The organism is Syntrophus sp. (in: bacteria), assembly GCF_040768185.1.
GTDB classification, from domain to species: Bacteria; Desulfobacterota; Syntrophia; order Syntrophales; family Syntrophaceae; genus Syntrophus; species Syntrophus buswellii.
Window position 1 is genome coordinate 67,215 of record NZ_JAXGNC010000003.1, and the last position, 20,518, is coordinate 87,732.

The following is a 20,518-nucleotide window of genomic DNA, read 5'->3' on the forward strand; positions in this document are numbered from 1 at the left end:
ATGTCAAAGGTCAAGATTGCTACAGACTGGCTGGCCGGTTGCGCCGGATGTCACATGTCTTTTCTCGACATTGACGATCGCATCCTCAAGTTGATGGAGCTGGTGGAATTTACATCAAGCCCTATAACGGACCTGAAGCACCCTCCGAAGGAGGGTGTGACCGTGGGAATTCTCGAGGGCGCCATCTGCAATACCCATAACGTGGAAGTCGCCAAGCAGATGCGCGAGCGATGCGAGATCCTTATCGCCCTGGGCGACTGCGCCACTTTCGGGGGCATTCCCGCCATGCGTAATCTCAGCGGAACGCAGGCGACATTAAAGCGTGCCTACCTGGAGACGGAAAGCACCGTTGATGGCCTCATTCCCGACTCCCCGGAACTCGGCATCCCTCTCGATGAAGTGGTTGGTGTCGACAAGGTGGTAAAGGTTGATCTGTTCATCCCCGGGTGCCCTCCGAGTGCCGATGCGATATTCTATGCCCTGTCGGAACTGCTCGCGGGGCGCACGCCTGTTGTCCTTCCGCCCCAATACTTCAAGTATGACTAAAGGAGAACAACCATGAGCGCTCGCAAAATAACCATTGAACCCGTGACGAGAATCGAGGGCCACGGGCGTATAACGATTCATCTGAACGAACAGGGAGAGGTTGAGGAGACTTTTTTCCATGTGGACGAGTTCCGCGGATTGGAGAAGTTCACGGAAGGGCGTCCTTATCTTGAGATGCCGCAGATCACCCAGCGCATCTGCGGCATCTGCCCCGTAAGCCATCACCTGGCGGCCGCCAAGGCCTGCGATGCCGTTGCCCGGGTGGAACCGCCGCGGCCGGCAAATCTACTGCGCGAGCTGATGCACATGGGCCAGATCATCCAGTCACACGGGATGCACTTTTTCCATCTAGCGGCACCGGATCTCATCCTGGGTTTCGATGCCGATCCTGCGGAGCGCAACGTCTTCGGGATCGTCAAGGCCAACCCCGAGCTGGCGATCAAGGCCGTCAATCTGCGCCGCTATGGCCAGCAGATCATCGAAAGGCTTGGGGGAGGCAAACGTGTTCACCCCAATTTCGCTGTCCCCGGCGGGGTTAACGCACCGCTCAGTATGCAGGACCGTGACGCCATCGCCTCCGAACTTGATGACATGATTGAAATCGGAAAAATCGCCATCGGCATCGCCCGTGGCTGGCTCGAGTCCAACAAGGCCCTGGCCGACACCTTCGCTTCCTTCCCCTCCAACTACATGGGGCTTGTTGATGAGAAAGGCGGCATGCAGCTCTACGACGGTGAAATCCGCATAAAGGATGCGAAGGGGGAATACCTCGCCCAGTTTGAGGACGTTGCTTACCTTTCGCACATCGCCGAACACGTGGAACCCTGGTCTTTTCTAAAGCACCCTTATTACAGGAAGCAGGGCTTCCCCCAGGGTTTCTATCGAGTCGGCCCTCTGGGGCGCATGAATGTGATTGGCGAGATCGGAACGCCCATGGCCAACGAGGAGTTCCGTCACTTCCGGACGATCAACGGCGGCAGGCCTGTCGAAGGATCCCTCTATTATCATTACGCCCGGATGATCGAAGTCCTGAGCAGTCTCGAACGTATCGGTCAGCTGCTCGACGACCCGGATATTATGTCCAGGGACGTTCGGACCTATCCGACGAAGCTGAATATTCCCGGCCAGGGAGTGGGCGTCATCGAAGCCCCCCGCGGGACCCTGATCCACGACTACAGCACCGACGAAAACGGACTCTTGACAAGGGTGAACCTCATTGTGGCCACGGGCCACAACAACTGGGCCATGCATACGGCCTCCGGAGCCGTGGCGAAGGCCTTTGTGAAAGGCAACGAACTTACGGAGGGCATGCTCAACAGGGTCGAGGCCGCCATCCGCTGCTACGATCCATGCCTTTCCTGCTCCACCCATGCGATCGGCAAGATGCCCCTCGAGGTATCGCTGATCGCTGCGGATGGAACTGTGCTGGACCGCATCGCACGTTGATGCGCAAATCATACGATGAAGAAGAGAAGCGGGGAACGGATTATTTCCCCCCTTCCCTTCTTTCGCCTTCCGAAGAGATTCCAATGAATTCAAAAAAACGAACCCTGCTGGTGGGTTTCGGCAACCTGGACCGTGCCGATGACGGGGTTGCCTTTTTCGTGGTCAATGCATTCCGGAAACGGCTGGGACAGGCGGCACTGGACGAGGGCTGCACGGGACTCGAAGATCTCGGCGGTCTTCTGGACTCCATCTTCATGGTTGAGCTGGTGCCGGAACTAATCGATCTCCTTGAAGGATACGAGCAGGTGATCTTCGTGGACGCCCATGTCGATCCTAACCTGGATGAGCTACATTGCGGCTTGGTATCGCCCGATGAGGCCGGCCTGACATTGACGCATCACATGAGCCCGGCAACCCTTCTGGCGTTTTTCAAGGCTCTCCATGGCCGTGACATCAAGGGATACCTTGTTTCGATTGTCGGCCACAACTTCGACTTTCTTCGGAAACTCTCTCCGGAAACAGACGCCCTCGTAGAGGAAGCGACAGACCGGATCCTGAGCCTGCTTGAGCGAGAGGCACCAGCCACTGCACCCGGCTGCTGAATCGCCCAACCCGTCCGTCCCCGATAAAAAGACGTTGCCTTTCCTCCCCTTTTTCTGCAATGATCAGGACGCTTTGATCGATTTAAATCCAATATCTCTTCGAGGTTCAGCGAAAATGGACACCACCCCCAAGGGAAACCGCCTCCACATTGCCCTGCTGGGGCGCACCAATGTGGGAAAATCCAGTTTTCTCAATCTGGTAGTCGGGCAGGACATCGCCATCACCTCCTCCGTGGCAGGGACCACGACGGATGTCGTGGAGAAGGCCATGGAGCTGCTTCCCCTGGGTCCGGTCCTGTTTCTTGACACGGCCGGACTGGACGACGCCTCGGAACTCTCGGCACTCCGTCTCAAAAAAACGGAAAAGATTTTTGACCGGGCCGACATCGCTCTTCTGGTGACGGAACCGGACGTCTGGGGAACTTACGAAGAGGAAGTTCTGGCGGAAATGGATAAGAGAAGGGTTCCCGTGATCGTTGTGGTCAACAAGATCGATCTCCACCGGCCCTCAGACAGCTTTCTCCAAAATCTCAAGGCAAAAGTCTCTCACGTCATACCCGTCTCCAGTCTCGACACAGCCGGACGAAATGCCTTCCTGGACACCTTGAAGCGACGGCTGCTGGAAGCGGCCCCCGACGATTTTGTTCAGCCTCCGTCTCTGGTGGGGGATCTCCTTCCTCCCGGAGGGCTGGCCGTCCTCGTGGTTCCCATCGATCTGCAGGCTCCCAGGGGCCGCCTGATCCTTCCCCAGGTTCAGACGATCCGCGACGCCCTGGACAACGATGCGGCGGTTCTTGTCGTCAAGGAAAGGGAACTGCCCGCCACGCTGGCCCTGCTGAACCGGCCACCGGACATCGTCATCTGTGATTCCCAGGTGATCCTCAAGGTTTCCGCCGATGTGGCCCCGGCCATTCCCCTGACGACCTTTTCCATTCTTTTCGCCCGGCAGAAAGGGGATCTCGCTACAGCGGCTGAAGGGGTCGCTTACATTGAGAACCTGCAATCCGGGGACAAGGTCCTCATCGCCGAAGCCTGTTCCCATCACCCCCTGGAGGACGATATCGGCCGGGTCAAAATCCCCCGCTGGCTGAAGCAGTATGCGGGAGGAAATATTCAGACCGATATCTCGGCAGGATGGGATTACCCGGAAAACCTGCGGGAATACAAGTTGATCATCCACTGCGGCGCCTGCATGCTGACCCGGCGCGAAATGCTCGGCCGGCAACAGCAGGCCAGAGAGGCTGAAGTGCCGGTCACCAATTACGGACTGGCGATCTCTTTCACCCAGGGGGTCGTCCGGCGGACCCTCTCTCCCTTCCCTTCCGCCCTGCTCGCCTTTGACCGGAAAATCAAGGAGCTTCACCCCCCCTAACCGCCTGCAACCCGATGCCCCGGCTTTAACAATGGTTTTCACACGATATTTATTGAGATATTTTTCTCCTTGTTAAAGATGAGATGGGACTGTGGACCGTCTTCGAAAAAACGCGGCCAGGGAAAAGGATACCTATCCTCGCACCACAGAACCTTTGTTACGATTTTGTGATTTCTCTCACGTCCCCCTCCTTCTATATCTATGAATTTATGGGAAATATTTCCTGTTTAAGTTTCGAAAGACTCATCTGTTATTCCCCAGTGCAAAAAGATTAAGGGATTTGGAAGCAAAAATTAAGGGATTCCCTGATTGCAAGCTGCCTGCAAAACGTCTAAAAGTATTACCGTCCATCATTCAACAATATAAAATTCAGGAGGTATAAGTCGTGGCGACTAAATATGGAACAAACGGCAACGATGTGATCGATGGAACGACGGGGAATGACATTCTTTACGGACTGGACGGTGACGACACTCTGAACGGCTATGCAGGTAACGATTATTTAAGTGGCGGAACGGGCGATGACATCATGAGAGGCAACGAGGGAAACGACACCTATATCGTCGACAGTGCCAATGACACGGTCTACGAAACCCTGGATGCGGGTACCGACAGGGTCAATGCCTATGTTGACTATACCCTGGCTGCCAATGTGGAAAGCCTTTACATGTTTAGCACGGCCACAGAAGGAACGGGCAACACCCTAAACAACGTGATCGTCGGCAACGGCAATGCGAACACGCTAACAGGCCTGGGGGGAAAAGACACCCTTAAGGGTAAGGCCGGCAATGACAGCCTGTATGGAGGTAACGGCAACGACACTCTGTATGGCGGTGACGGCAACGACACCCTGTATGGTGAAGCGGGCAAAGACTATCTGAACGGCGGGGCAGGTCAGGACAGTTTTGTCTTCAGCCACACCGGTGAGGCCAATGCCGATAAGATTGCCGACTTTTCCCATGACGCCAGCGACACGATCGTGCTGAAGGACATCCTTGACGGTGCAACTGACGGTTCCATAGAGGGCCTTACGTTCGCTGGAACCGTACTGGATGACGACTGCTATTTCGAAGGCGACGGTTTTACGGGTGACGGAGCCGAAGACAGCGGAATTTATTATGACACAGCAAATGGGAACGTCTGGTACAATCCTACAACCGGTGAAGGCGGAGACTCCGTTAAAATATGCACCCTGATCGGAGTCCCGGGTGCAATAGCCACCCTGCTGGACAGCGCCGACATCACCTATTCAGCCTAAGCGGTTCCAATCTCGTCTCCGGGGCGCGTTCATGAACGCGCCCCGCCCTGTTTTCCCTCTCCCCCCCTCAAAAAATCCTGAGTCCGGCGCTTGAGGCATGGTGGGACCCGCCCGGAGACCTTAGAGCTAAGCCAACCGGTGAAGATTCTCGAGCATCGAGAACGCAGCTCTCCCATTCCTGTTCCCTCCGTAAAGGCAGGCAGCAACCCTGAACCTAGCCGGGCTGTGAGGATAGGGTCATCTCGCCAATGACCGGCTCGACGAGCGGTTCCAGCTTCATAACCTTCCCCAGGCGCTTGGAATCCACAACTCCCAGGATGCAGGACGCCAATCCCAGGGCTGCGGCGGTAAGGCTGAGGGTCTGATAGAGGCAGCCCAGATCCTGCAGGATCAGGCGGTATGCAATCTTTTCGTACTTCCAGGAATTCCTTAGAAAACGGGATGTTATAACAAGCCGGACGTTGGGCAGCCCGGCCCCGTGGATTTGGTCGTGGGGATTGCTTTTCAGGTAAACGTCCAGTAACGCGCCGTCCACAGGAATGGATTCCAGACCATGGGTTTCCGGATCATAGCGCCAAGCTCCGGTCGCAAGGCCGATGCATTGGTGGATCAGGGGATAGATTTCCAGGGAATGGAGGGCGCCGCCGCTGGGTGATGGGCGTCGGGACCCCATACAGGCACGTGAAGCGTCATCGAGGATGTCCTGACAGCGGGCCGAGGTGTACAGCAACGCGCTCAGTTTCTCCAGGGAAATCGGCCGCCTGCCGGGGATTCGGCCGCTGCGGCGGGCTGCAAGCACCTCGGCAAGGGGAATGTCCAGCAGCTCCTTGAAGTGTTCGTCAGGCTTTGGCAGCGGAAGCTCCCTCCCCCTGCAGGGTTTGAAAAGGGGTTCGGGAGGAAGCTTTTCCCTGAGCCGCCAGGTTGCGCCGATGGGGTCATCATGAAAACCGATGCTCGAAGCATGAAAAAACAACAGGTCGTGAAACTCCCAGATGGGACTGTCCGTTTTCAGCTCTTCCAGGGCGTTCATGAGCTGCAAGGCCCGATAGAAGGCCATGCGGGCGGTGTCCTCCTCTGAAGGCGGGGAAAATCCTTCCCGGATCATCTCCATGAGCCAGATCATGCAGCGTTCGTCATGGATGAGACACTTCTTACGGGAAAGGGGCATCTCCAGTAAAAGCGCATCACCAGATCGCCGCAGACAGGCGGAAGGTGAGAACCCGGGGAAGGACTCCGGCAGAGGCTCCTTCCAGGCCTGCCAGGGCGGCGCGGGTTGAAGTGAAAACAGAGCACGTCCGCCGGCTCTGCATTGAACCTGCAGAAGCCCCCGGGAAAATAACGTTTCGCAGAGAAAATAGACAACCGGCGGATTATCGGCTGATTCCGCCAGGCGGTCAATCCAGGCCTCCGTCATCCAGCCGTTCATCAGATCTTCAACAAGGGGATGGTCGGGCGCATCCAGAACGGTTACCCCGCTTCGAACGAGGGCGATTCGTCCGTTTTCCTGCCTTTCCTCCGTCAGTCCATCCCTCAGCTTCACGAAAAAAGCGGCATCATCTGTCGGGGAGGAAAACGGATTCTCGGCTTCGGTTGATTTCGCCATGGTACCTATAAGAAAAACGGAACGGGATTGAGGTCATCCTCGCCGACGCTCTCACCAATCCATCCAAGAGCCCTCGGGACCTCGAAAAGACGGCGGAAACCGAAACGGGGCCAGAAATGCATCAGCCCGGGGATGATCACCCGGACCACGGGAAAGCCAACATCCGGTCGGGTCAGATCCATCACCAGCATCGCCAATCCCAACTCCTGCAACAGGCGCACGGAATCTTCGATGTCATCAAGGAAATCGACGCTCTGTCCACGAGAGAAATCCGAAAGGGTCTTTGGAGGCTTATCGGGATCAGGCTTTAAAAAAGGCTCTCTGCTCAAGGGGGTGCCTTGAAACTGGAGACTGTATTCGTCTCTGTCCGCCAGCCCCCAGCACTGCCCCAATTCCCCAAGGGCCCGTTCCAGGGCGATCCGCGCATCGCGGTGGCAGCCCAGCCCCAGGGAATGAAGGCGGCCGCAAACCCCGGATTCGAAGAGGGTGGCCGAGAAGACGGGAATTCCCAGATCATGGGTCAGATCCAGCACCTCCAGCCTCATGCCCATTTCATCCATGGCCGCATTCACAGAAGCGGCAAACGGCGAGCCGATCCGGTTCAAATCCACGGAGGGTTTACGCAGCCTTTGGTACCACCACATCGCCGTGGCGTCGCGCTCGACCAGTTCGAAAAAGCCCTGCATGATCGCCTCTTCAAGGCAGTTTCCCGCAGCCACGCCGTTGCTGCAACCCCAGCAGATGTCGCCGCCTCCCTCCGCGGGATAAAAATAATAGGCAAAGGCGCTGGGAATCAGTCGCCAGCGCTTCCGCGTCAGAGACCAGGCAGACGTCCAGTCGATGGAGCGCCCTTCGTCATAGGGATCCGCCACATAAGCCGTGCTCCCCTTTTGGCGCCAGGCTTCGCGGTCCCTGTACTGCCGCTGGCTGAAGCCCATCAGGTCGCTTGGAGAAATCGCCGCGTCCCCCAGTTCCGAAAAGGTAGCTCGGACAGAGGGTTCATATCCCTCATACTGAGAACAGTAACGCTCAACGGCCTCCCCCAGAGCGCTGGCACGCGCCTGCGGGACGGTTCTCCCCTTTCCTGTGCTGAAACCTGTAGCGGTCAGACGGGAATTCCCCTCACTTCGCGCCGGCTTGCCGGCGTTTCGGACAATCCAGTCGCTGCGGACAATGTGGCCGAAGCAAGCCGGACATTTATCAAGAGACGTCAGCTGTTTCACCACACCTGTCACCGGGCTGATCAGGGAAGCATACGTCTCCAGCGTCTCCACAGCCGAACAGACCCGTTCGCCGCCGTCGCGATGATCCGCCTTGATTCTCGACTGCAGCCGCAGGGGTTCCTCCGGAAGGGAACCGAAATGAGCCCCCCCTTTGGCCAGGGTGCCGCACTCCGGACATTGGGGCCGTCTTGTGAGAAGATGTCGATCGAGTCGAAGCTCGCGGAAATTGAGGGTAAGTGCGCACCCGACCAGATACGACACATCGCCTGCGGCGAGTTTTTCCAGTTCGACGGCAAGCACGCCCGTCACCGCTTCCAGGGAGAAAGGCGTCATTCCCACGGACAGGAGAAGGGGTTTCCGATCCTTCGCGGCAAGGATTGCTTCCCATTCCCGCCGGCGATGCCCCTTGACCCGGTCCAGGAGGCAAACCGCGCACCCTGTCTGTTCCGGAAGGAAGAGCGGCCCGATCTGCGGAACGATCCCACTGGGTTTGACGGACAGCCAGCGGAGCCCGCGCTGCAGGGCTAAGCGTCCGAACGCCTCCAGCTCCGGATCGAGGATATCGGATGTAACGGCCACATAAAGGTCATCGGGACTGAGTTCTTTCTGATAACCGTCAGGGATCCGCTCAATGTTCAGCATGTCTGAACGCGACAACAGCCCGGCAAGGTCGTCGGCGAGGGAATCCGCCCCGCCGGTGGCAAAGATCTTCACAGCCAGGGTTGAAGTCCGCCGACCGGGAGATACCGAAAATCCCTGGCTGAGAACCCCGGCCCGGAACACATCCGCAGGCGTTTCGCGCTGCCCGGAATCCTTGACGATCACCCCTTGCCGTTCGAGATGGATGAGAGTGAAAAAGACCTCCTCGGGAGAAAAACGGCTCTCAAGGGCCGAAGCGAGATCGTCTTCACCGGAAATCCCCTGCAGAATCAGGCCGATCAATTCCGAAGCCAGGTCCGAGGTAACCCTGCCTGGTCCCGCCTCATCCAGAAGAAACCAGCCGCCCTTCCCATCGGCGACCGGAACCATTCCGCGTTTGATCTTAAGATTTCCCATAATGAAAACTTATAGATATCCAGCCAGATAATCGATGTTCCGGCCGCCGTGCTGAACCAGGCCATAGGGTTTGCGGCAGCCGCCGGCGCACCGGGCGAGATAAGCACAGTGACGGCATTCCGCAGGCAGCGCTTCGGTCGATGCGCAGGACAGGATTTCCGGGCTCTTCCGGATTTCTTCGAGATTCCCGGTTTCCTTCAGCTCGCATACATCGAAGCAGGCCTGCATCCGGCCGCGGGCGCTGACGTTCAATGCCACGAAGGGGCCGCAGTCCCTCGTTCGGCCGTGAAACACACGCGCCCCAAGCTCCGTCGGCCTGACCGCGCAGAAGGGCATGGCCAGAAAGACCCCCCTGGCCTGATCGGGGTGCTTATCCATCAAATCCGCCATTTCCTCGGCAAAGGCCTGTGCATCCGGCCGCGTCCAGGGGCGGGGCAGAATCGGCGTAGATTCGTAGCGCAGCGGCATCCAGAAAAGCCGGGGGGATTTTTTTGCAAACCGGACAAACTTCTCCAATGTTCCATGCAGTTCCGGCAACAGGGGCGTTAGAAGACAGATTCGCGGCACATCAGCCTCCAGCGCCTGTTCGATGAGCCCTTCCTTTTGGTGCAGCAGGCCCAGCCCTCCAGTCATCCGGTCCAGGTGCCCGGCATCGAGCGAGGGCAGGCTGATCCGAAGGTCATCCACGACAGGGAAAAGCCTCCGGTAGAGCACGGTGTCGCCGGTGCCGTTGGTGTTCAGGATGACGGTGCGGCCGCAGAGGTGTGCATAACAGCAGAACATTTCAATCTGCGGATGCATCGTGGCCTCTCCCCCTGTAAAACGGACTCCCGGAATGCCGTTATCCACAGCCCAGTCGATCCAGCCAAGGACCTCCTGATCCGGCATGAACGATCTGCCCTGACGGATCTCTCCCCCGAGGTAGCAGAACGTGCAGTTCAAGTTGCATGCGTCCGTGATTTCAATCTTCAGTTCGAGCGGGTTCAGAGGGGAAATCAACATGGGTTATTCATCCGATGCCATGGCGCTGGTCTGTCGATGAATCGTAAGCGGCATGCAGTCAGGCATCCCTTTAAACGCATCTGACACAGGATATCTCATCCGTTTCATCACTCATCATGGGCTTGACCAGCAGCTCTTCACCCGGTTTCAACGGCAGGACGATATACATGAGTTTATCGGTCTGCTCGAGGACCGTTACTTCAACTCCCGCCGGAACAGAAACATCATATTCGGACAAAACAGCCCTGGGGTTGGAAAGGAAACGCCCTTTGAAGGATTCGTCACTCCAGGCCCTGGCTATGATTTTCGCCATCTTTTTGTTTTGCTCTTTTTTTTCGTCTTCTTTTTTCATTTTTTCCTCGTTGCATTTATTTCTGATAATACAAAACCACCCTGTTTTCACCTCCGGAAAAGGCCTGGATAGAGTTATCAATCCGGTCCACCTGATCGCTGTCAGGAAGAACGTGAACGGTCAGATCCTGATACGCATTTGCCTGGGAAGGAATATCGGGAGGTATTGTCGAAAGAACCCATCTCCGATGGCTGCCGCCCGGGGATATCGATTCTTTTAAGAAAAAACCATATTCACATCACGGACAGTGAAAAGAAAACCTTCATCCCTGCTCTTTGTGCGCCCCTGACACCTCTATGATTTTCTCAATGACCGCTTCTTTGCATCCAAGCCGTTGCGCCAGCATGGCTATTCCTGAGAGCGAAACGGGATGCCCACGGATGATATCCGCTTTTTTCAGGGCCATTTCAGCCGAAGGTTTGGGGTTATCCGCCGGGAGGTAAATGGTGCAGTCGGGACTGACCTCCTCCAGGATGCTGTTGCTTTCAATGATCAGAAACTCCACCGTGTCGTGTTCGGAGGCAATCACCTTAAAACCGGTCCCCTTTGGATAGAAGAAACCGTCATCATAACCTGCTTTACGGGGATGATGGCCGATCTTGATTCGCACAGCTCCTGGAAGCATCCGACAAAGTGCCCGTGCAAGAGAAGTCTTTCCGACATGGGAGCGTGCACCGGAAACCACAAGAACTTTCATCTTATTTAAGACAACGTGACTGGCACGAGAACAAGATCTCCCACCAGAAAGACCGCCTGTCCGAACATGGGACGTTGTTTCAGAGCTCTCATAACAGAGAGAGCTTTCAAGGGTTGGATTCCCGCTTTCACTCATTGCATGCCGACTCAACTTTCATACGGAAAATATACCAATATTAACACATCTAAAGGCCATGACATCACGGGAAAAAAGGTCAGCGTCACGTCCCTTTCAGACTCCATGGTCCCCGGAGAGATGCCGCACTGCATGGCCTTTTAGAAGCTTTTTTCGACCCTATCACGGCGGGAATCCGAAATCAAGAATTTAAGGTTATCTTATGTTAGTATTCGTAATATTAGGTTAATTATTGAAATTCTCCTGTAAAATAAAGGGGATGGGAAGACATTCCACCTCCGGAAATGCCCATGGCCGATGCAAGATGTTCTGCTCGCCTGCAGCAATGAAATTTGTGGCAAGAGGGAAGCTTGTTTTTTGAATCTGTTTATGTTATGCCAGGCATAATATAAGTTAATCGGCGGGAGCCGGGGCTCCGTCATCAGCCTTTGCAGCCCCCAAAATCAAACGACGGAAAGGACGATGAACAATGAAAAAGTGTGTCATGAACGTGCTGTTTGCTGTGATCTGGTTTGTCTCGTGGACAGGATCCGCCCTTGCGGCTGATATCAACCTGTCCGCTGCGCTCGGTCTCAAGGATGTGGTCACTGAACTTTCATCGGAATTTGAGAAGAAAAACCGTGGAACGGCATTCCAGAGAAACTTTGCCGCCTCCGGGGCGCTGGCAAAGCAGATCGCGAACGGTGCCCCCTGTGACGTTTACTTATCCGCCAATGTGGAATGGATGAACTATCTGAAGGAAAAGATGCTGGTCGATGCCAAGACCGTTTCCAACTTTGCTTTCAGTCAACTGGTTTTCGTGGGCAAACCCAGCCTCCATTTGAAAACTCTTCAGGATGTGGTCACATTGGAGCGGATCGCCATCGGCAGCCCGAAGAGCGTTCCTGCAGGTCAATACGCCATGGAGGCGATCAAGAGCGCGAAAATAGACAGGCAGCTGGAAAACAAGCTGGTGATGGCGAAAGACGTTCGGGAATGCCTGATGTACGCTGAGCGCGGCGAAGTGGACGGCGCCTTCGTCTACAGGACGGATGCGGCACTTGCCAAGCATGCGAAGATCCTTTTCATTGTTCCCCAGAACTACTACCCAAGGGTGACGTTCCTCATGGCGCTGACCCCATCGGGCAGCAGGAAGGCCGAAGCGGCCGCATTTTACAGGTTCCTGCAATCCGACGAGGCCAAAAAAGTCCTCATCAGATATGGCTTTACAGTAAGCTGAATTCCTCATGCCCGGGTTTACGCCAACCGATTATTCGGCAATCCTGCTCTCCGTCAAGGTGGCCATCGTGGCCACTTTGATTTCTCTTCCCTTCGCTTTTGCCGTTGCCTACCTTATGACCTTCCGGAAATTCCGGGGCAGAATCGCCCTTGATGTTCTGGTGAATCTCCCCCTGACGCTGCCGCCCGTCGTGGTCGGCTACCTTCTGCTGCTTCTCCTGGGTCAGCAGGGATGGGTTGGAAGAATGATCCTTCAGCCCCTTGGCATTCAGGTGATTTTTACCTGGAAAGCGGCGGTCATTGCCACGGCGGTGGTGGGCTTTCCCCTGATGGTCCGATCGATCCGGACCGGGATGGAAACCATCGACATTCGACTGATTCAGGCCTCCCGTACCCTGGGAGCCGGCTGGTTCGACAACATCGTCACAGTGATTCTGCCCCTTTCGGTCCGGGGGATCATCGCTGGCTCCGTTCTCATGTTCGCCCGGGGGCTGGGTGAATTCGGGGCGACCATTATTGTTGCCGGGAACATTCCCGGCCTAACCCAGACCATACCGCTGGCAATCTATGAATACGTCAGTTCCCCTCGAGGCGATGAGATGGCCATGGCCCTGTGCCTCGTATCCCTCTCGCTCTCGGTAGCCGTGCTTATCTTCCATGAATGGCTGGGAAGGAAAATGATCCGGATGGACTGATATGGAATTGAGCATCGACATATCAAAAAATTTCGACCTGTTTCAACTGAAGGCCGAATGCTCGATTGCCGGAGAGCGAATCGGCCTCTTCGGCCCCTCGGGAAGCGGAAAGTCCACCCTGGTAGGGCTCGTTGCCGGAATGATCAGACCCGACCGCGGAAAGATCCTTCTCGATGCAGAGGCACTTTTCGACAGCAGGCAGGGGATCAACGTTCCGGTGGAGCACCGGCGGATCGGGATGGTCTTTCAACGCCCCCATCTTTTTCCGCACCTGAGCGTCAGGAAAAACCTACTCTACGGCTACAAGCGCTGCACCCAGGAACACCGCCAGATTAACCTGGATAACGTGATCGGCGTCCTGCAGATCGAACATCTCCTGGAGCGGGGCGTGGGAAATCTCTCCGGTGGCGAGAGGCAAAGGGTGGCCATCGGCCGGGCAATCCTGTCCAACCCACGGCTGCTGATCATGGACGAGCCCCTCTCAGGCCTTGATGACATCCTCAAGTTTCAGATTCTTCCCTTTTTGAAAAGCGTTTCTGAGACCTTTCACATTCCGTATCTGTTCATCTCCCATTCCCTGCTCGAAATGAGAATCATGACAGACATGGTGCTCAATGTCGCCGACGGGAATGTCACCGGGCAGATGACGGCGGAGGAACTGGCGCGGAGCCGGATGGGCGCGAATGAAACCGATTACACCAATCTTCTGAAACTGAGATTATCCCGACTCATCGATGGGCTGCAGGTTTACCTCTGGGGCCAGGTTCCGCTGCTTGTTTCCGGAAAAAGCGATCTGTCCGAAGCCCTCTTCGAACTTTCCTCGACGGACATCATTCTCTTCAAACGGCATCCGGAGGCGATCAGCGCCCGGAATCTCATTGAATGCCGCGTGACCAATATCTTTGAAACGGGTCTTAGGCTGGGCGTGGAGCTGGAGTGTGGAGGAGAACGCCTGATCGCGGCGATTTCCAGGCAGGCTGCCGAGGATCTCGGCATTGTCAGGGGGATACAGATTTTTGCCGCATTCAAGGCCACGGCCTTTCGGCGGCTTGGGTAAGGCGGGACAGGATTTCAGCAGTTCAAGGCCCCGTCAGGAAACTCTTTCGGAACGGCCTTGCCGCCTCTTTCTCCCTACCGTAACCGGTGCGTCCTGCTGCTGAAGAAACGGAATCGCACCCCTGCCCCGCAGGGGAGCCACAGCCGCCGTTCTTCAAACGATAGTAACGAAATGGAATAGATATATATCGTTGAAATGAAGATGGTTCTAGAAAGAGGGGGAAAGCTGTCCTAAGGAGACAGGGCCCGCCTCAACCGGGCCAGGATCTCCTGCTTCTCCAGCAGGGAAAAGATTTTATCCAGTTCCGGACCCCGGATAGACCCTGTCAGGGCTGCCCGCACGGGCATAAAGAGCCCTTTTCCCTTGACGGACGTGATGCTGCGAAGCTGCCTCATCAGCTGGGGGTAATCGTCCGCTCCATTTCCCCCCTCCTCGACCAGCTTCAACAGGGCTTGAAGCACAGCCTGCGAGTCCTTTTCCCGGAGAAGAGCAAGGGCTTGCTCTTCGAGGGGAAATTCCTCGTTCACGAACATCGCAAGATACGGCCCGATATCGGACAGTCTGGCCAGGTTCGGCTGCACCGCCGCCACCATCCCTTCCAGCCACTGCAAGTCCATCAAAGCGGGATCATATCCTGCTTTCAGGATAAAGGGCCACAGCCGATTCTTCAGATCCTCCGACGACGCGTTATGAATGTAAAGGCTGTTGAGCCAGACCAGCTTGTCCTCGTCAAAAACGGCACCGCTCTTGCCCGCTCTGTCCAGGGAAAAAGCAGCGACAAGCTCATCCACAGAACAGACTTCCCGGCCTTCCCCGAGGGAACCGCCAAGGAGAGCCAGATAGTTGAGAAGCGCCTCGGGAAGGATCCCCTGCTCCCGGAATTCCCGCACGGAAACAGAACCGTGTCGTTTACTCAATTTCGTCCGATCCCTTCCCAGGATGAGGGCATGATGGGCAAACTGAGGCGGGGCAAACCCCAGGGCCTCATAGAGCATCAGCTGGATTGCCGTATTGGACAGATGGTCTTCCCCTCGGATCACAGTGGAAATTTCCATGAAGTGGTCATCGATGACGACGGCAAAATTGTAGGCGGGGATTCCATTGGAGCGGACGATGATGAAATCGCCGATCGCCTCCCCCTCAAATTTCATCGGTCCCCGGATCTGGTCCGGAAAAGCAATCGGTCCCGGCTGGACCTTGAACCGGTAGGCCGGCTTCCGTCCCTGGGCTTCCAGCCTTCCGCGCTCTTTCAGGGTCAGGTTTCGGCACTTTCCCAGATAGCGGGGTGCGATTTTCCTGGAAAGGAGGGCGGTTCTTTCCAGCTCCAGCTCTTCCTCGGTGCAGTAACAGGGATAAACCATTTCCTCCTGGATCAGCTTTTTCAGGAAGACGTCATAAAGGTCCAACCTGTCGCTCTGCCGATAGGGTCCCAGAAAGCCGCCTTTTTCCGGACCTTCGTCCCAGTCGAGGGTCAGCCATTTCAAATCTTCAATGAGATTGTCTTCAAAGGCTTTTGTTGTCCGCTCACGATCGGTGTCTTCAATCCTCAGGATCAGCCTGCCACCGTAGTGACGGGCATAAAGCCAGTTGAACAGGGCGGTCCGGGCATTGCCCACATGAAGATCCCCCGTCGGTGAGGGGGCAAAGCGCACTCTCGGTTTTTCTCTGCTCATCAATCCGAACTCTCTCTAACCGTTGCCACGGCCAAAACGGCAACCCCCTCCTGGCGCCCCACAAATCCCATTCCCTCATTCGTCTTGCCCTTGATGTTGATCCGACCGGGAGGCAGGTCCAGGACCTCGGCAAGACGCTCCTCCATCTCTGCGATATAAGGCCTCAGCCTTGGTCTTTCCATGATGACGGTGGAATCGATGTAGTCGATGGCAAAGCCCTTCTTTGTGACCATGTCCTTGACGATTGCCAGCAGCTTCAGACTCGATATTCCGGAAAAGGCCGGATCGGTGTCGGGAAAGTGCAGGCCGATGTCGCCCCCGGCAATGGCGCCCAGAAGAGCGTCACAGATGGCATGGGTCAGCGCATCTGCGTCGGAATGGCCTGTCAGCCCCTGATCGTGAGGAATGTTCACCCCGCCGAGGATCAATTCCCGATCGTCAGCCCATCGGTGACTGTCATACCCGCAGCCGATTCTCACGGTCTATCGTCTCCTTTGACATGCAACGCACGGCCTGGATGAAAGCCAAGGCGGTTCCGGATCATCGGAGGGCGGAAAGATCCCTCCTCAATCCTGCTTCAAGAAAGCCCCCGCCAGGACAAGATCATCGGGGGTTGTGATTTTGATGTTTCGATAACTTCCAGGAATCAATTTTACCGGAATTCCCAGGTGCTCCACGAGGCTCGCATCATCCGTCCCGTGAAAATCCTCTTCAGCAGCCTTCAGGTAGGCTTCCTGGAGAATCCGCCGACCAAAGGCCTGGGGAGTCTGCGCCAGCCAGAGCGCTTCCCGATTCAGAGTCCGGGAGATATTTCCGGCCCCGTCGCTCTGCTTTACCGTGTCCGTTACAGGAACCCCGGCAATCGCCGCACCGAACCTGAGGGCCGCGCCGATGACCTGAGAAAGCGTTTCTTCCGCAACAAAAGGGCGAACGCCATCATGAACCACAATAATGTCGCAGTCATCCCCGACCCTTGCCAGGCCGTTTCTGACCGAATCCTGCCGCTCTTTTCCCCCGGAAATCACCTCCCGGATCTTCGTCAGGCGGTAAGGTTTTTCAATGTTTTCCACGACAAAAGAACGGTCCTGTTCTGGAACAACGAGCAGAATCTCATCAATCAATGAATGTTGCTGCAGCCGAAGCAGGGTATGAACAAGAACAGGCTTGCCATCGAGCAGAAGATACTGTTTGGGATTGCGGCTCTGCATACGCCGCCCGGAGCCTCCGGCAGGAATGATGGCGACCACTTTCGGATTCATCGGTAATCGTCCATTCTTCAATTCATCATGGTAAGTCCTGGCAGGAGAACCACATGGAAAAAGCCCGGGGAGCAGAACTCTCCCGGGCTTTTGTCGGGCCTGTTATTGTCTGGCGCCGTTTCCATAGGCTTTCTTTTCGCCAACGATGTCCTTCAGCTCCGAAAAGATCATCCGGCCCGCCGTCGTCTGCAGAACGCTGGTCACCAGAGCTTCAACGGTCGCTCCCTGGTACCTCTGTGCGTTGTCCACGACAATCATCGTCCCGTCATCGAGGTATGCCACCCCCTGGCCGGCTTCCTTCCCTTCCTTGATGATCTTCACCGTCATCACTTCTCCCGGAAGAACGACCGGCTTCAGGGCATTCGCCAACTCGTTGACATTAAGTATCCGGATCCCCTGCAGTTCAGCTACCTTATTCAGATTAAAATCGTTCGTGATGATCTTGCCGTTCATCTTCTTTGCCAAAGCAACCAGTTTGGCGTCCACACTTTTTATCCGGGGAAAATCCTGATCGACAATCTCGATGCTGATCCCGGCGCTCTTCTGCATCCTGTTGAGGATATCCAGCCCGCGCCTGCCCCGGGAACGCTTCATGGAATCAGACGAATCGGCAATGTACTGCAATTCATCCAGAACAAATCGAGGAACGATGAGCGTTCCCTCCAAAAAACCGGTGTCACAGATATCTGCCAGTCTGCCGTCGATGATGGTACTGGTATCAAGAATCCTGTAATCCCTGTTTTCCTTATCTGCACTCTGGCCACGTCCAATGATGTTGTAAAGTTCTTCAATTTTTTTAGATCCGAGGACAAGCCCGAGATAACCCATGACCGCCGTCCAAAGCGCATAGATCCAAGGGGCGATCTGATATTTCTCTTCAATATCGGTTATAAAATTCAGACCATAGGCAAACAAAAAAGCAATCAGCAAGCCGACGATCATACCGGCCACACCGCCGAAGATGATCCGCAGAGACAGCTTCCTGAGGGCCTGTTCAACCTGTATTACAAATAAAGCCGTGAGGCATCCCAACAACAATCCGATCAATGAAAGCGGGAAACTATAATAATTGCTGGCAATAAAATAACCACTGATGGAACATACAAATCCTAAAAGGAATCTGACGATCAACTTTTTCACCTCCTTTCCTTCGCTGAAATGGGTCAACCCTATTCCTCGCGCACGGCGAGGCCCATACCAGGCGGCCTTCATTGCAGGCTAACGGCTGGCTTCGCCACAGGCTGGTCGACCGGTTCAGAAACTGCCGCACCGCCTGTCCTCTGCCGCCCTGTTATCCTTTTGAATGCAACCCGGAATAAACTCCTTCGAATTTTTTGGCTGAAGTTAAATTTGATACAAAACACCACTCATGCTTTCTTTTGCGAAAGCAAGGGGATATTTCATATGGAGAATTCAAGAGCACCGTCAACACTGTTGTACAGAAGGAATAGCCTTCTCTCATCTCTTTCCTGATCGCTTATCTACCTCCTTCTCATCGTTCGCGTTCGTCTGCGGCTTAAGGAAAGCATTTCAAGAAGGCAAATATTTCGGACAGACTTACTGCAACGAGAAAATTGACTTCAGATCCTGCTCGATTTTCGTCTCTTCTGCGTTACTGGCGATAGAGATTTCTTTGATCAGAAGACTTTTGGCCGTATCCATCATCTTCCGTTCACCGAACGAGAGGTTCTTGTCATTTTTCAGAATGAGCAGATCCCGGAGCACCCGGGCAATCTCAAATACCGAACCCGTTTTGATCTTTTCCAGATATTCCCTGTATCTCTTATTCCAGGTCTGCTTGTCGATGGTTATATCTTTGTTCTTCAGGATCTCATAAACCTTCGGGACGTCATCCTCGAGAATCAGCTCTCTGAGCCCTACGGACTCCGCACTGCCAGTGGGGATCATGATCTTCATGCCATTGCTCATAATTTTCATGATATAGAACTTCTGAGTGCTGCCCATGACTTCCCTGCTCTCAATGGCCTCAATGACACCCACACCCTGCGCTGGATATACTGCCAAATCACCCACCTTAAACATCATCCACACTCCTTAAAGCTATTTTGAATTGCTATTACTATCAAATATTTGAAAAAACGTCAATATAATTCCCATCTACGTTCTTTATTCTTCGTCTCCGGAAGGACAGGATCCAGGTCCCCTCTAGATATAGCTATGCATCATAAGGGATAGCGCCTTATCGAGCTGGCCGGGCTCCCGGAGTTCATATTCTTCAACCGTCTCCCGCAGGGAATTGTAGAGGCGGCTATCGGAGAAATCATCAACGCTGCGGTAGATGCCCTTTCTCCTGCCCAGCCGAAAAATGAGCTGGTCCTTTTCCGGCAGGGCCAGATAGCGGTCAATAACGCTCAGGATCTTTTCCTTGTCCTGGGGCAATTTCCCCTCGACCTCTTCCAGGAGGTTCAGGATATGATCACTGACCACGCAAGATTCAATGCCTTCAAGCCCTTCAATCAAAGACCGGATTTCCTTTACGACATCATTATCGCTTAAAGGAATAAAGTCACCCTTCAGCAGTTTGTCGTGAAGATCGGTCCCCGGAACGGCGTGCAGGGATCTCAGCCGGATGAAGTCAGGATTGATCTGGTTGAGCACATGGGCCGTTTCTTCGGCATGCTCCCGCGTCCACCGGGTCCCTCCAAGACCGGGCACCACGTACTCGCTGAGGGAGAGCCCCGCCTCAACGACATGGCGCCCTCCCTTAATGTGCTCGGCGGCGGTAACCCCCTTGCGGATATAGGCCAGCAACGGATCGTATCCGCTTTCCATCCCGATGTGAATTCTCGACAATCCGGCGGACTTGAGCCGCTTCAATTCATCCACCGATTTTCTGGAGGCTGTCTTTGAACGGCAATAGGAGGTAATCCGCGTTACGAATGGAAAGGCGTTTTTGATTTCGTTGAGGACAGAAACAAGGGTTTCCGTTTTCAGGATCAGCGAGTCGGCATCCTGGAGGAAAATGGATTGCCCCCCGAAATACAGCCAGGCGGCCACGGAGCGGAAATTGTCATCGTAGGTGCTTTCCTGGCCAAAAATGAGCCGGATCACCCGATTAGTCACCTTCCCCCCTTCACCGAGTTTCCAGGACAGCTTTTGAACATGGCTTGCAATTTCCTGCATTTTCTTGATGTCGGCAATAATCTCATCGAGAGGCCGCAGCTCAAATTTTTTCCCCCGATAAGAATTGCAGAACGCGCACTTGTTCCAGGGACAGTTGCGCGTCACCCGGATCAGCAGGCTTTTTGCCTCACTGGGCGGCCGGATTGGACCCTGTTCAAACGAAAAATCCATGGGGCACCT

At 55.1% G+C, this 20,518-nt stretch carries 19 protein-coding genes; 8 read left to right on the plus strand and 11 right to left on the minus strand.

All coding sequences use genetic code 11. The features are described 5' to 3' along the window. The 5 genes from AB3175_RS04670 (at position 1) to AB3175_RS04690 (ending at position 5,224) form a co-directional block, all read left to right on the plus strand. Complete coding sequence (locus AB3175_RS04670; RefSeq protein ID WP_367359792.1) at positions 1 to 546, plus strand: NADP oxidoreductase; 546 nt, start codon at positions 1 to 3, stop codon at positions 544 to 546. A 12-nt stretch (positions 547 to 558) separates the two neighbouring features. Beyond that, the gene (locus tag AB3175_RS04675; RefSeq protein WP_367359793.1) at positions 559 to 1,992 is read left to right on the plus strand and encodes a Ni/Fe hydrogenase subunit alpha; all 1,434 of its coding nucleotides are present in this window, start codon (positions 559 to 561) and stop codon (positions 1,990 to 1,992) included. Positions 1,993 to 2,075: 83 nt separating this feature from the next. After that, positions 2,076 to 2,594: a hypothetical protein gene (locus AB3175_RS04680; RefSeq protein WP_367359794.1), complete on the plus strand. Its 519-nt coding sequence runs from the start codon at positions 2,076 to 2,078 to the stop codon at positions 2,592 to 2,594. Positions 2,595 to 2,709: 115 nt separating this feature from the next. Beyond that, complete coding sequence (hydF, locus tag AB3175_RS04685; protein ID WP_367359795.1) at positions 2,710 to 3,966, plus strand: [FeFe] hydrogenase H-cluster maturation GTPase HydF; 1,257 nt, start codon at positions 2,710 to 2,712, stop codon at positions 3,964 to 3,966. Positions 3,967 to 4,351: 385 nt separating this feature from the next. Further along, complete coding sequence (locus tag AB3175_RS04690) at positions 4,352 to 5,224, plus strand: calcium-binding protein (protein WP_367359796.1); 873 nt, start codon at positions 4,352 to 4,354, stop codon at positions 5,222 to 5,224. 214 nt (positions 5,225 to 5,438) lie between these two features. Here AB3175_RS04690 and AB3175_RS04695 read toward each other — a convergent pair whose 3' ends face one another. The 5 genes from AB3175_RS04695 to AB3175_RS04715 form a co-directional block, all read right to left on the minus strand. Then, on the minus strand, positions 5,439 to 6,764 hold the full coding sequence (locus AB3175_RS04695; protein WP_367359797.1) for a SagB family peptide dehydrogenase: 1,326 nt from the start codon (positions 6,762 to 6,764) through the stop codon (positions 5,439 to 5,441). A gap of 68 nt (positions 6,765 to 6,832) precedes the next feature. Beyond that, the gene (locus tag AB3175_RS04700; protein ID WP_367359798.1) at positions 6,833 to 9,106 is read right to left on the minus strand and encodes a TOMM precursor leader peptide-binding protein; all 2,274 of its coding nucleotides are present in this window, start codon (positions 9,104 to 9,106) and stop codon (positions 6,833 to 6,835) included. Positions 9,107 to 9,115: 9 nt separating this feature from the next. Continuing rightward, positions 9,116 to 10,108: a radical SAM/SPASM domain-containing protein gene (locus AB3175_RS04705; RefSeq protein WP_367359799.1), complete on the minus strand. Its 993-nt coding sequence runs from the start codon at positions 10,106 to 10,108 to the stop codon at positions 9,116 to 9,118. 70 nt (positions 10,109 to 10,178) lie between these two features. Then, positions 10,179 to 10,460 (minus strand): NHLP leader peptide family RiPP precursor, encoded by a 282-nt coding sequence (locus AB3175_RS04710; RefSeq protein ID WP_367359800.1) that lies wholly within the window; start codon positions 10,458 to 10,460, stop codon positions 10,179 to 10,181. A 262-nt stretch (positions 10,461 to 10,722) separates the two neighbouring features. Next, positions 10,723 to 11,070, minus strand: a complete 348-nt coding sequence (locus AB3175_RS04715) for a hypothetical protein (protein ID WP_367359801.1) — start codon at positions 11,068 to 11,070, stop codon at positions 10,723 to 10,725. A gap of 691 nt (positions 11,071 to 11,761) precedes the next feature. Between AB3175_RS04715 and modA the strand changes: the two genes are divergently transcribed. The 3 genes from modA to modC are packed head-to-tail and all read left to right on the plus strand — an operon-like array spanning position 11,762 to position 14,262. Beyond that, positions 11,762 to 12,511 (plus strand): molybdate ABC transporter substrate-binding protein, encoded by a 750-nt coding sequence (gene modA / locus AB3175_RS04720; RefSeq protein ID WP_367359802.1) that lies wholly within the window; start codon positions 11,762 to 11,764, stop codon positions 12,509 to 12,511. Positions 12,512 to 12,518: 7 nt separating this feature from the next. Continuing rightward, on the plus strand, positions 12,519 to 13,205 hold the full coding sequence (modB, locus tag AB3175_RS04725; protein WP_367359803.1) for a molybdate ABC transporter permease subunit: 687 nt from the start codon (positions 12,519 to 12,521) through the stop codon (positions 13,203 to 13,205). A 1-nt stretch (position 13,206) separates the two neighbouring features. Then, complete coding sequence (gene modC, locus AB3175_RS04730) at positions 13,207 to 14,262, plus strand: molybdenum ABC transporter ATP-binding protein (RefSeq protein WP_367359804.1); 1,056 nt, start codon at positions 13,207 to 13,209, stop codon at positions 14,260 to 14,262. Between the two features lie 230 nt (positions 14,263 to 14,492). Here the strand turns inward: modC and gltX are convergent, their stop codons facing one another. From gltX to AB3175_RS04760, 6 genes are all read right to left on the minus strand, one after another. Then, the gene (gene gltX, locus AB3175_RS04735; RefSeq protein WP_367359805.1) at positions 14,493 to 15,935 is read right to left on the minus strand and encodes a glutamate--tRNA ligase; all 1,443 of its coding nucleotides are present in this window, start codon (positions 15,933 to 15,935) and stop codon (positions 14,493 to 14,495) included. Next, on the minus strand, positions 15,935 to 16,414 hold the full coding sequence (gene ispF, locus AB3175_RS04740) for a 2-C-methyl-D-erythritol 2,4-cyclodiphosphate synthase (RefSeq protein ID WP_367359806.1): 480 nt from the start codon (positions 16,412 to 16,414) through the stop codon (positions 15,935 to 15,937). The genes gltX and ispF overlap by 1 nt, the downstream gene beginning before the upstream one ends. An 87-nt stretch (positions 16,415 to 16,501) precedes the next feature. Then, a complete protein-coding gene (ispD, locus tag AB3175_RS04745; protein WP_367359807.1) occupies positions 16,502 to 17,194 on the minus strand; it encodes a 2-C-methyl-D-erythritol 4-phosphate cytidylyltransferase in 693 nt (230 codons plus the stop codon). A 102-nt stretch (positions 17,195 to 17,296) separates the two neighbouring features. Beyond that, the gene (locus tag AB3175_RS04750) at positions 17,297 to 18,226 is read right to left on the minus strand and encodes a PIN/TRAM domain-containing protein (RefSeq protein ID WP_367359808.1); all 930 of its coding nucleotides are present in this window, start codon (positions 18,224 to 18,226) and stop codon (positions 17,297 to 17,299) included. A 525-nt stretch (positions 18,227 to 18,751) separates the two neighbouring features. Beyond that, complete coding sequence (locus tag AB3175_RS04755) at positions 18,752 to 19,237, minus strand: CarD family transcriptional regulator (protein WP_367359966.1); 486 nt, start codon at positions 19,235 to 19,237, stop codon at positions 18,752 to 18,754. Positions 19,238 to 19,360: 123 nt separating this feature from the next. Then, positions 19,361 to 20,509, minus strand: a complete 1,149-nt coding sequence (locus AB3175_RS04760; RefSeq protein ID WP_367359809.1) for a radical SAM protein — start codon at positions 20,507 to 20,509, stop codon at positions 19,361 to 19,363. Positions 20,510 to 20,518 lie beyond the last annotated feature (9 nt).

Excerpts from the sequence above, each read along its gene's own strand:
- AB3175_RS04670 (WP_367359792.1), top strand. The coding sequence starts at position 1 with ATGTCAAAGGTCAAGATTGCTACAGACTGGCTGGCCGGTTGCGCCGGA.
- AB3175_RS04675 (WP_367359793.1), top strand. The coding sequence starts at position 559 with ATGAGCGCTCGCAAAATAACCATTGAACCCGTGACGAGAATCGAGGGC.
- AB3175_RS04680 (WP_367359794.1), top strand. The coding sequence starts at position 2,076 with ATGAATTCAAAAAAACGAACCCTGCTGGTGGGTTTCGGCAACCTGGAC.
- hydF (WP_367359795.1), top strand. The coding sequence starts at position 2,710 with ATGGACACCACCCCCAAGGGAAACCGCCTCCACATTGCCCTGCTGGGG.
- AB3175_RS04700 (WP_367359798.1), bottom strand. The coding sequence starts at position 9,106 with ATGGGAAATCTTAAGATCAAACGCGGAATGGTTCCGGTCGCCGATGGG.
- AB3175_RS04705 (WP_367359799.1), bottom strand. The coding sequence starts at position 10,108 with ATGTTGATTTCCCCTCTGAACCCGCTCGAACTGAAGATTGAAATCACG.
- AB3175_RS04710 (WP_367359800.1), bottom strand. The coding sequence starts at position 10,460 with ATGAAAAAAGAAGACGAAAAAAAAGAGCAAAACAAAAAGATGGCGAAA.
- modA (WP_367359802.1), top strand. The coding sequence starts at position 11,762 with ATGAAAAAGTGTGTCATGAACGTGCTGTTTGCTGTGATCTGGTTTGTC.
- modB (WP_367359803.1), top strand. The coding sequence starts at position 12,519 with ATGCCCGGGTTTACGCCAACCGATTATTCGGCAATCCTGCTCTCCGTC.
- modC (WP_367359804.1), top strand. The coding sequence starts at position 13,207 with ATGGAATTGAGCATCGACATATCAAAAAATTTCGACCTGTTTCAACTG.
- gltX (WP_367359805.1), bottom strand. The coding sequence starts at position 15,935 with ATGAGCAGAGAAAAACCGAGAGTGCGCTTTGCCCCCTCACCGACGGGG.
- ispD (WP_367359807.1), bottom strand. The coding sequence starts at position 17,194 with ATGAATCCGAAAGTGGTCGCCATCATTCCTGCCGGAGGCTCCGGGCGG.
- AB3175_RS04755 (WP_367359966.1), bottom strand. The coding sequence starts at position 19,237 with ATGTTTAAGGTGGGTGATTTGGCAGTATATCCAGCGCAGGGTGTGGGT.
- AB3175_RS04760 (WP_367359809.1), bottom strand. The coding sequence starts at position 20,509 with ATGGATTTTTCGTTTGAACAGGGTCCAATCCGGCCGCCCAGTGAGGCA.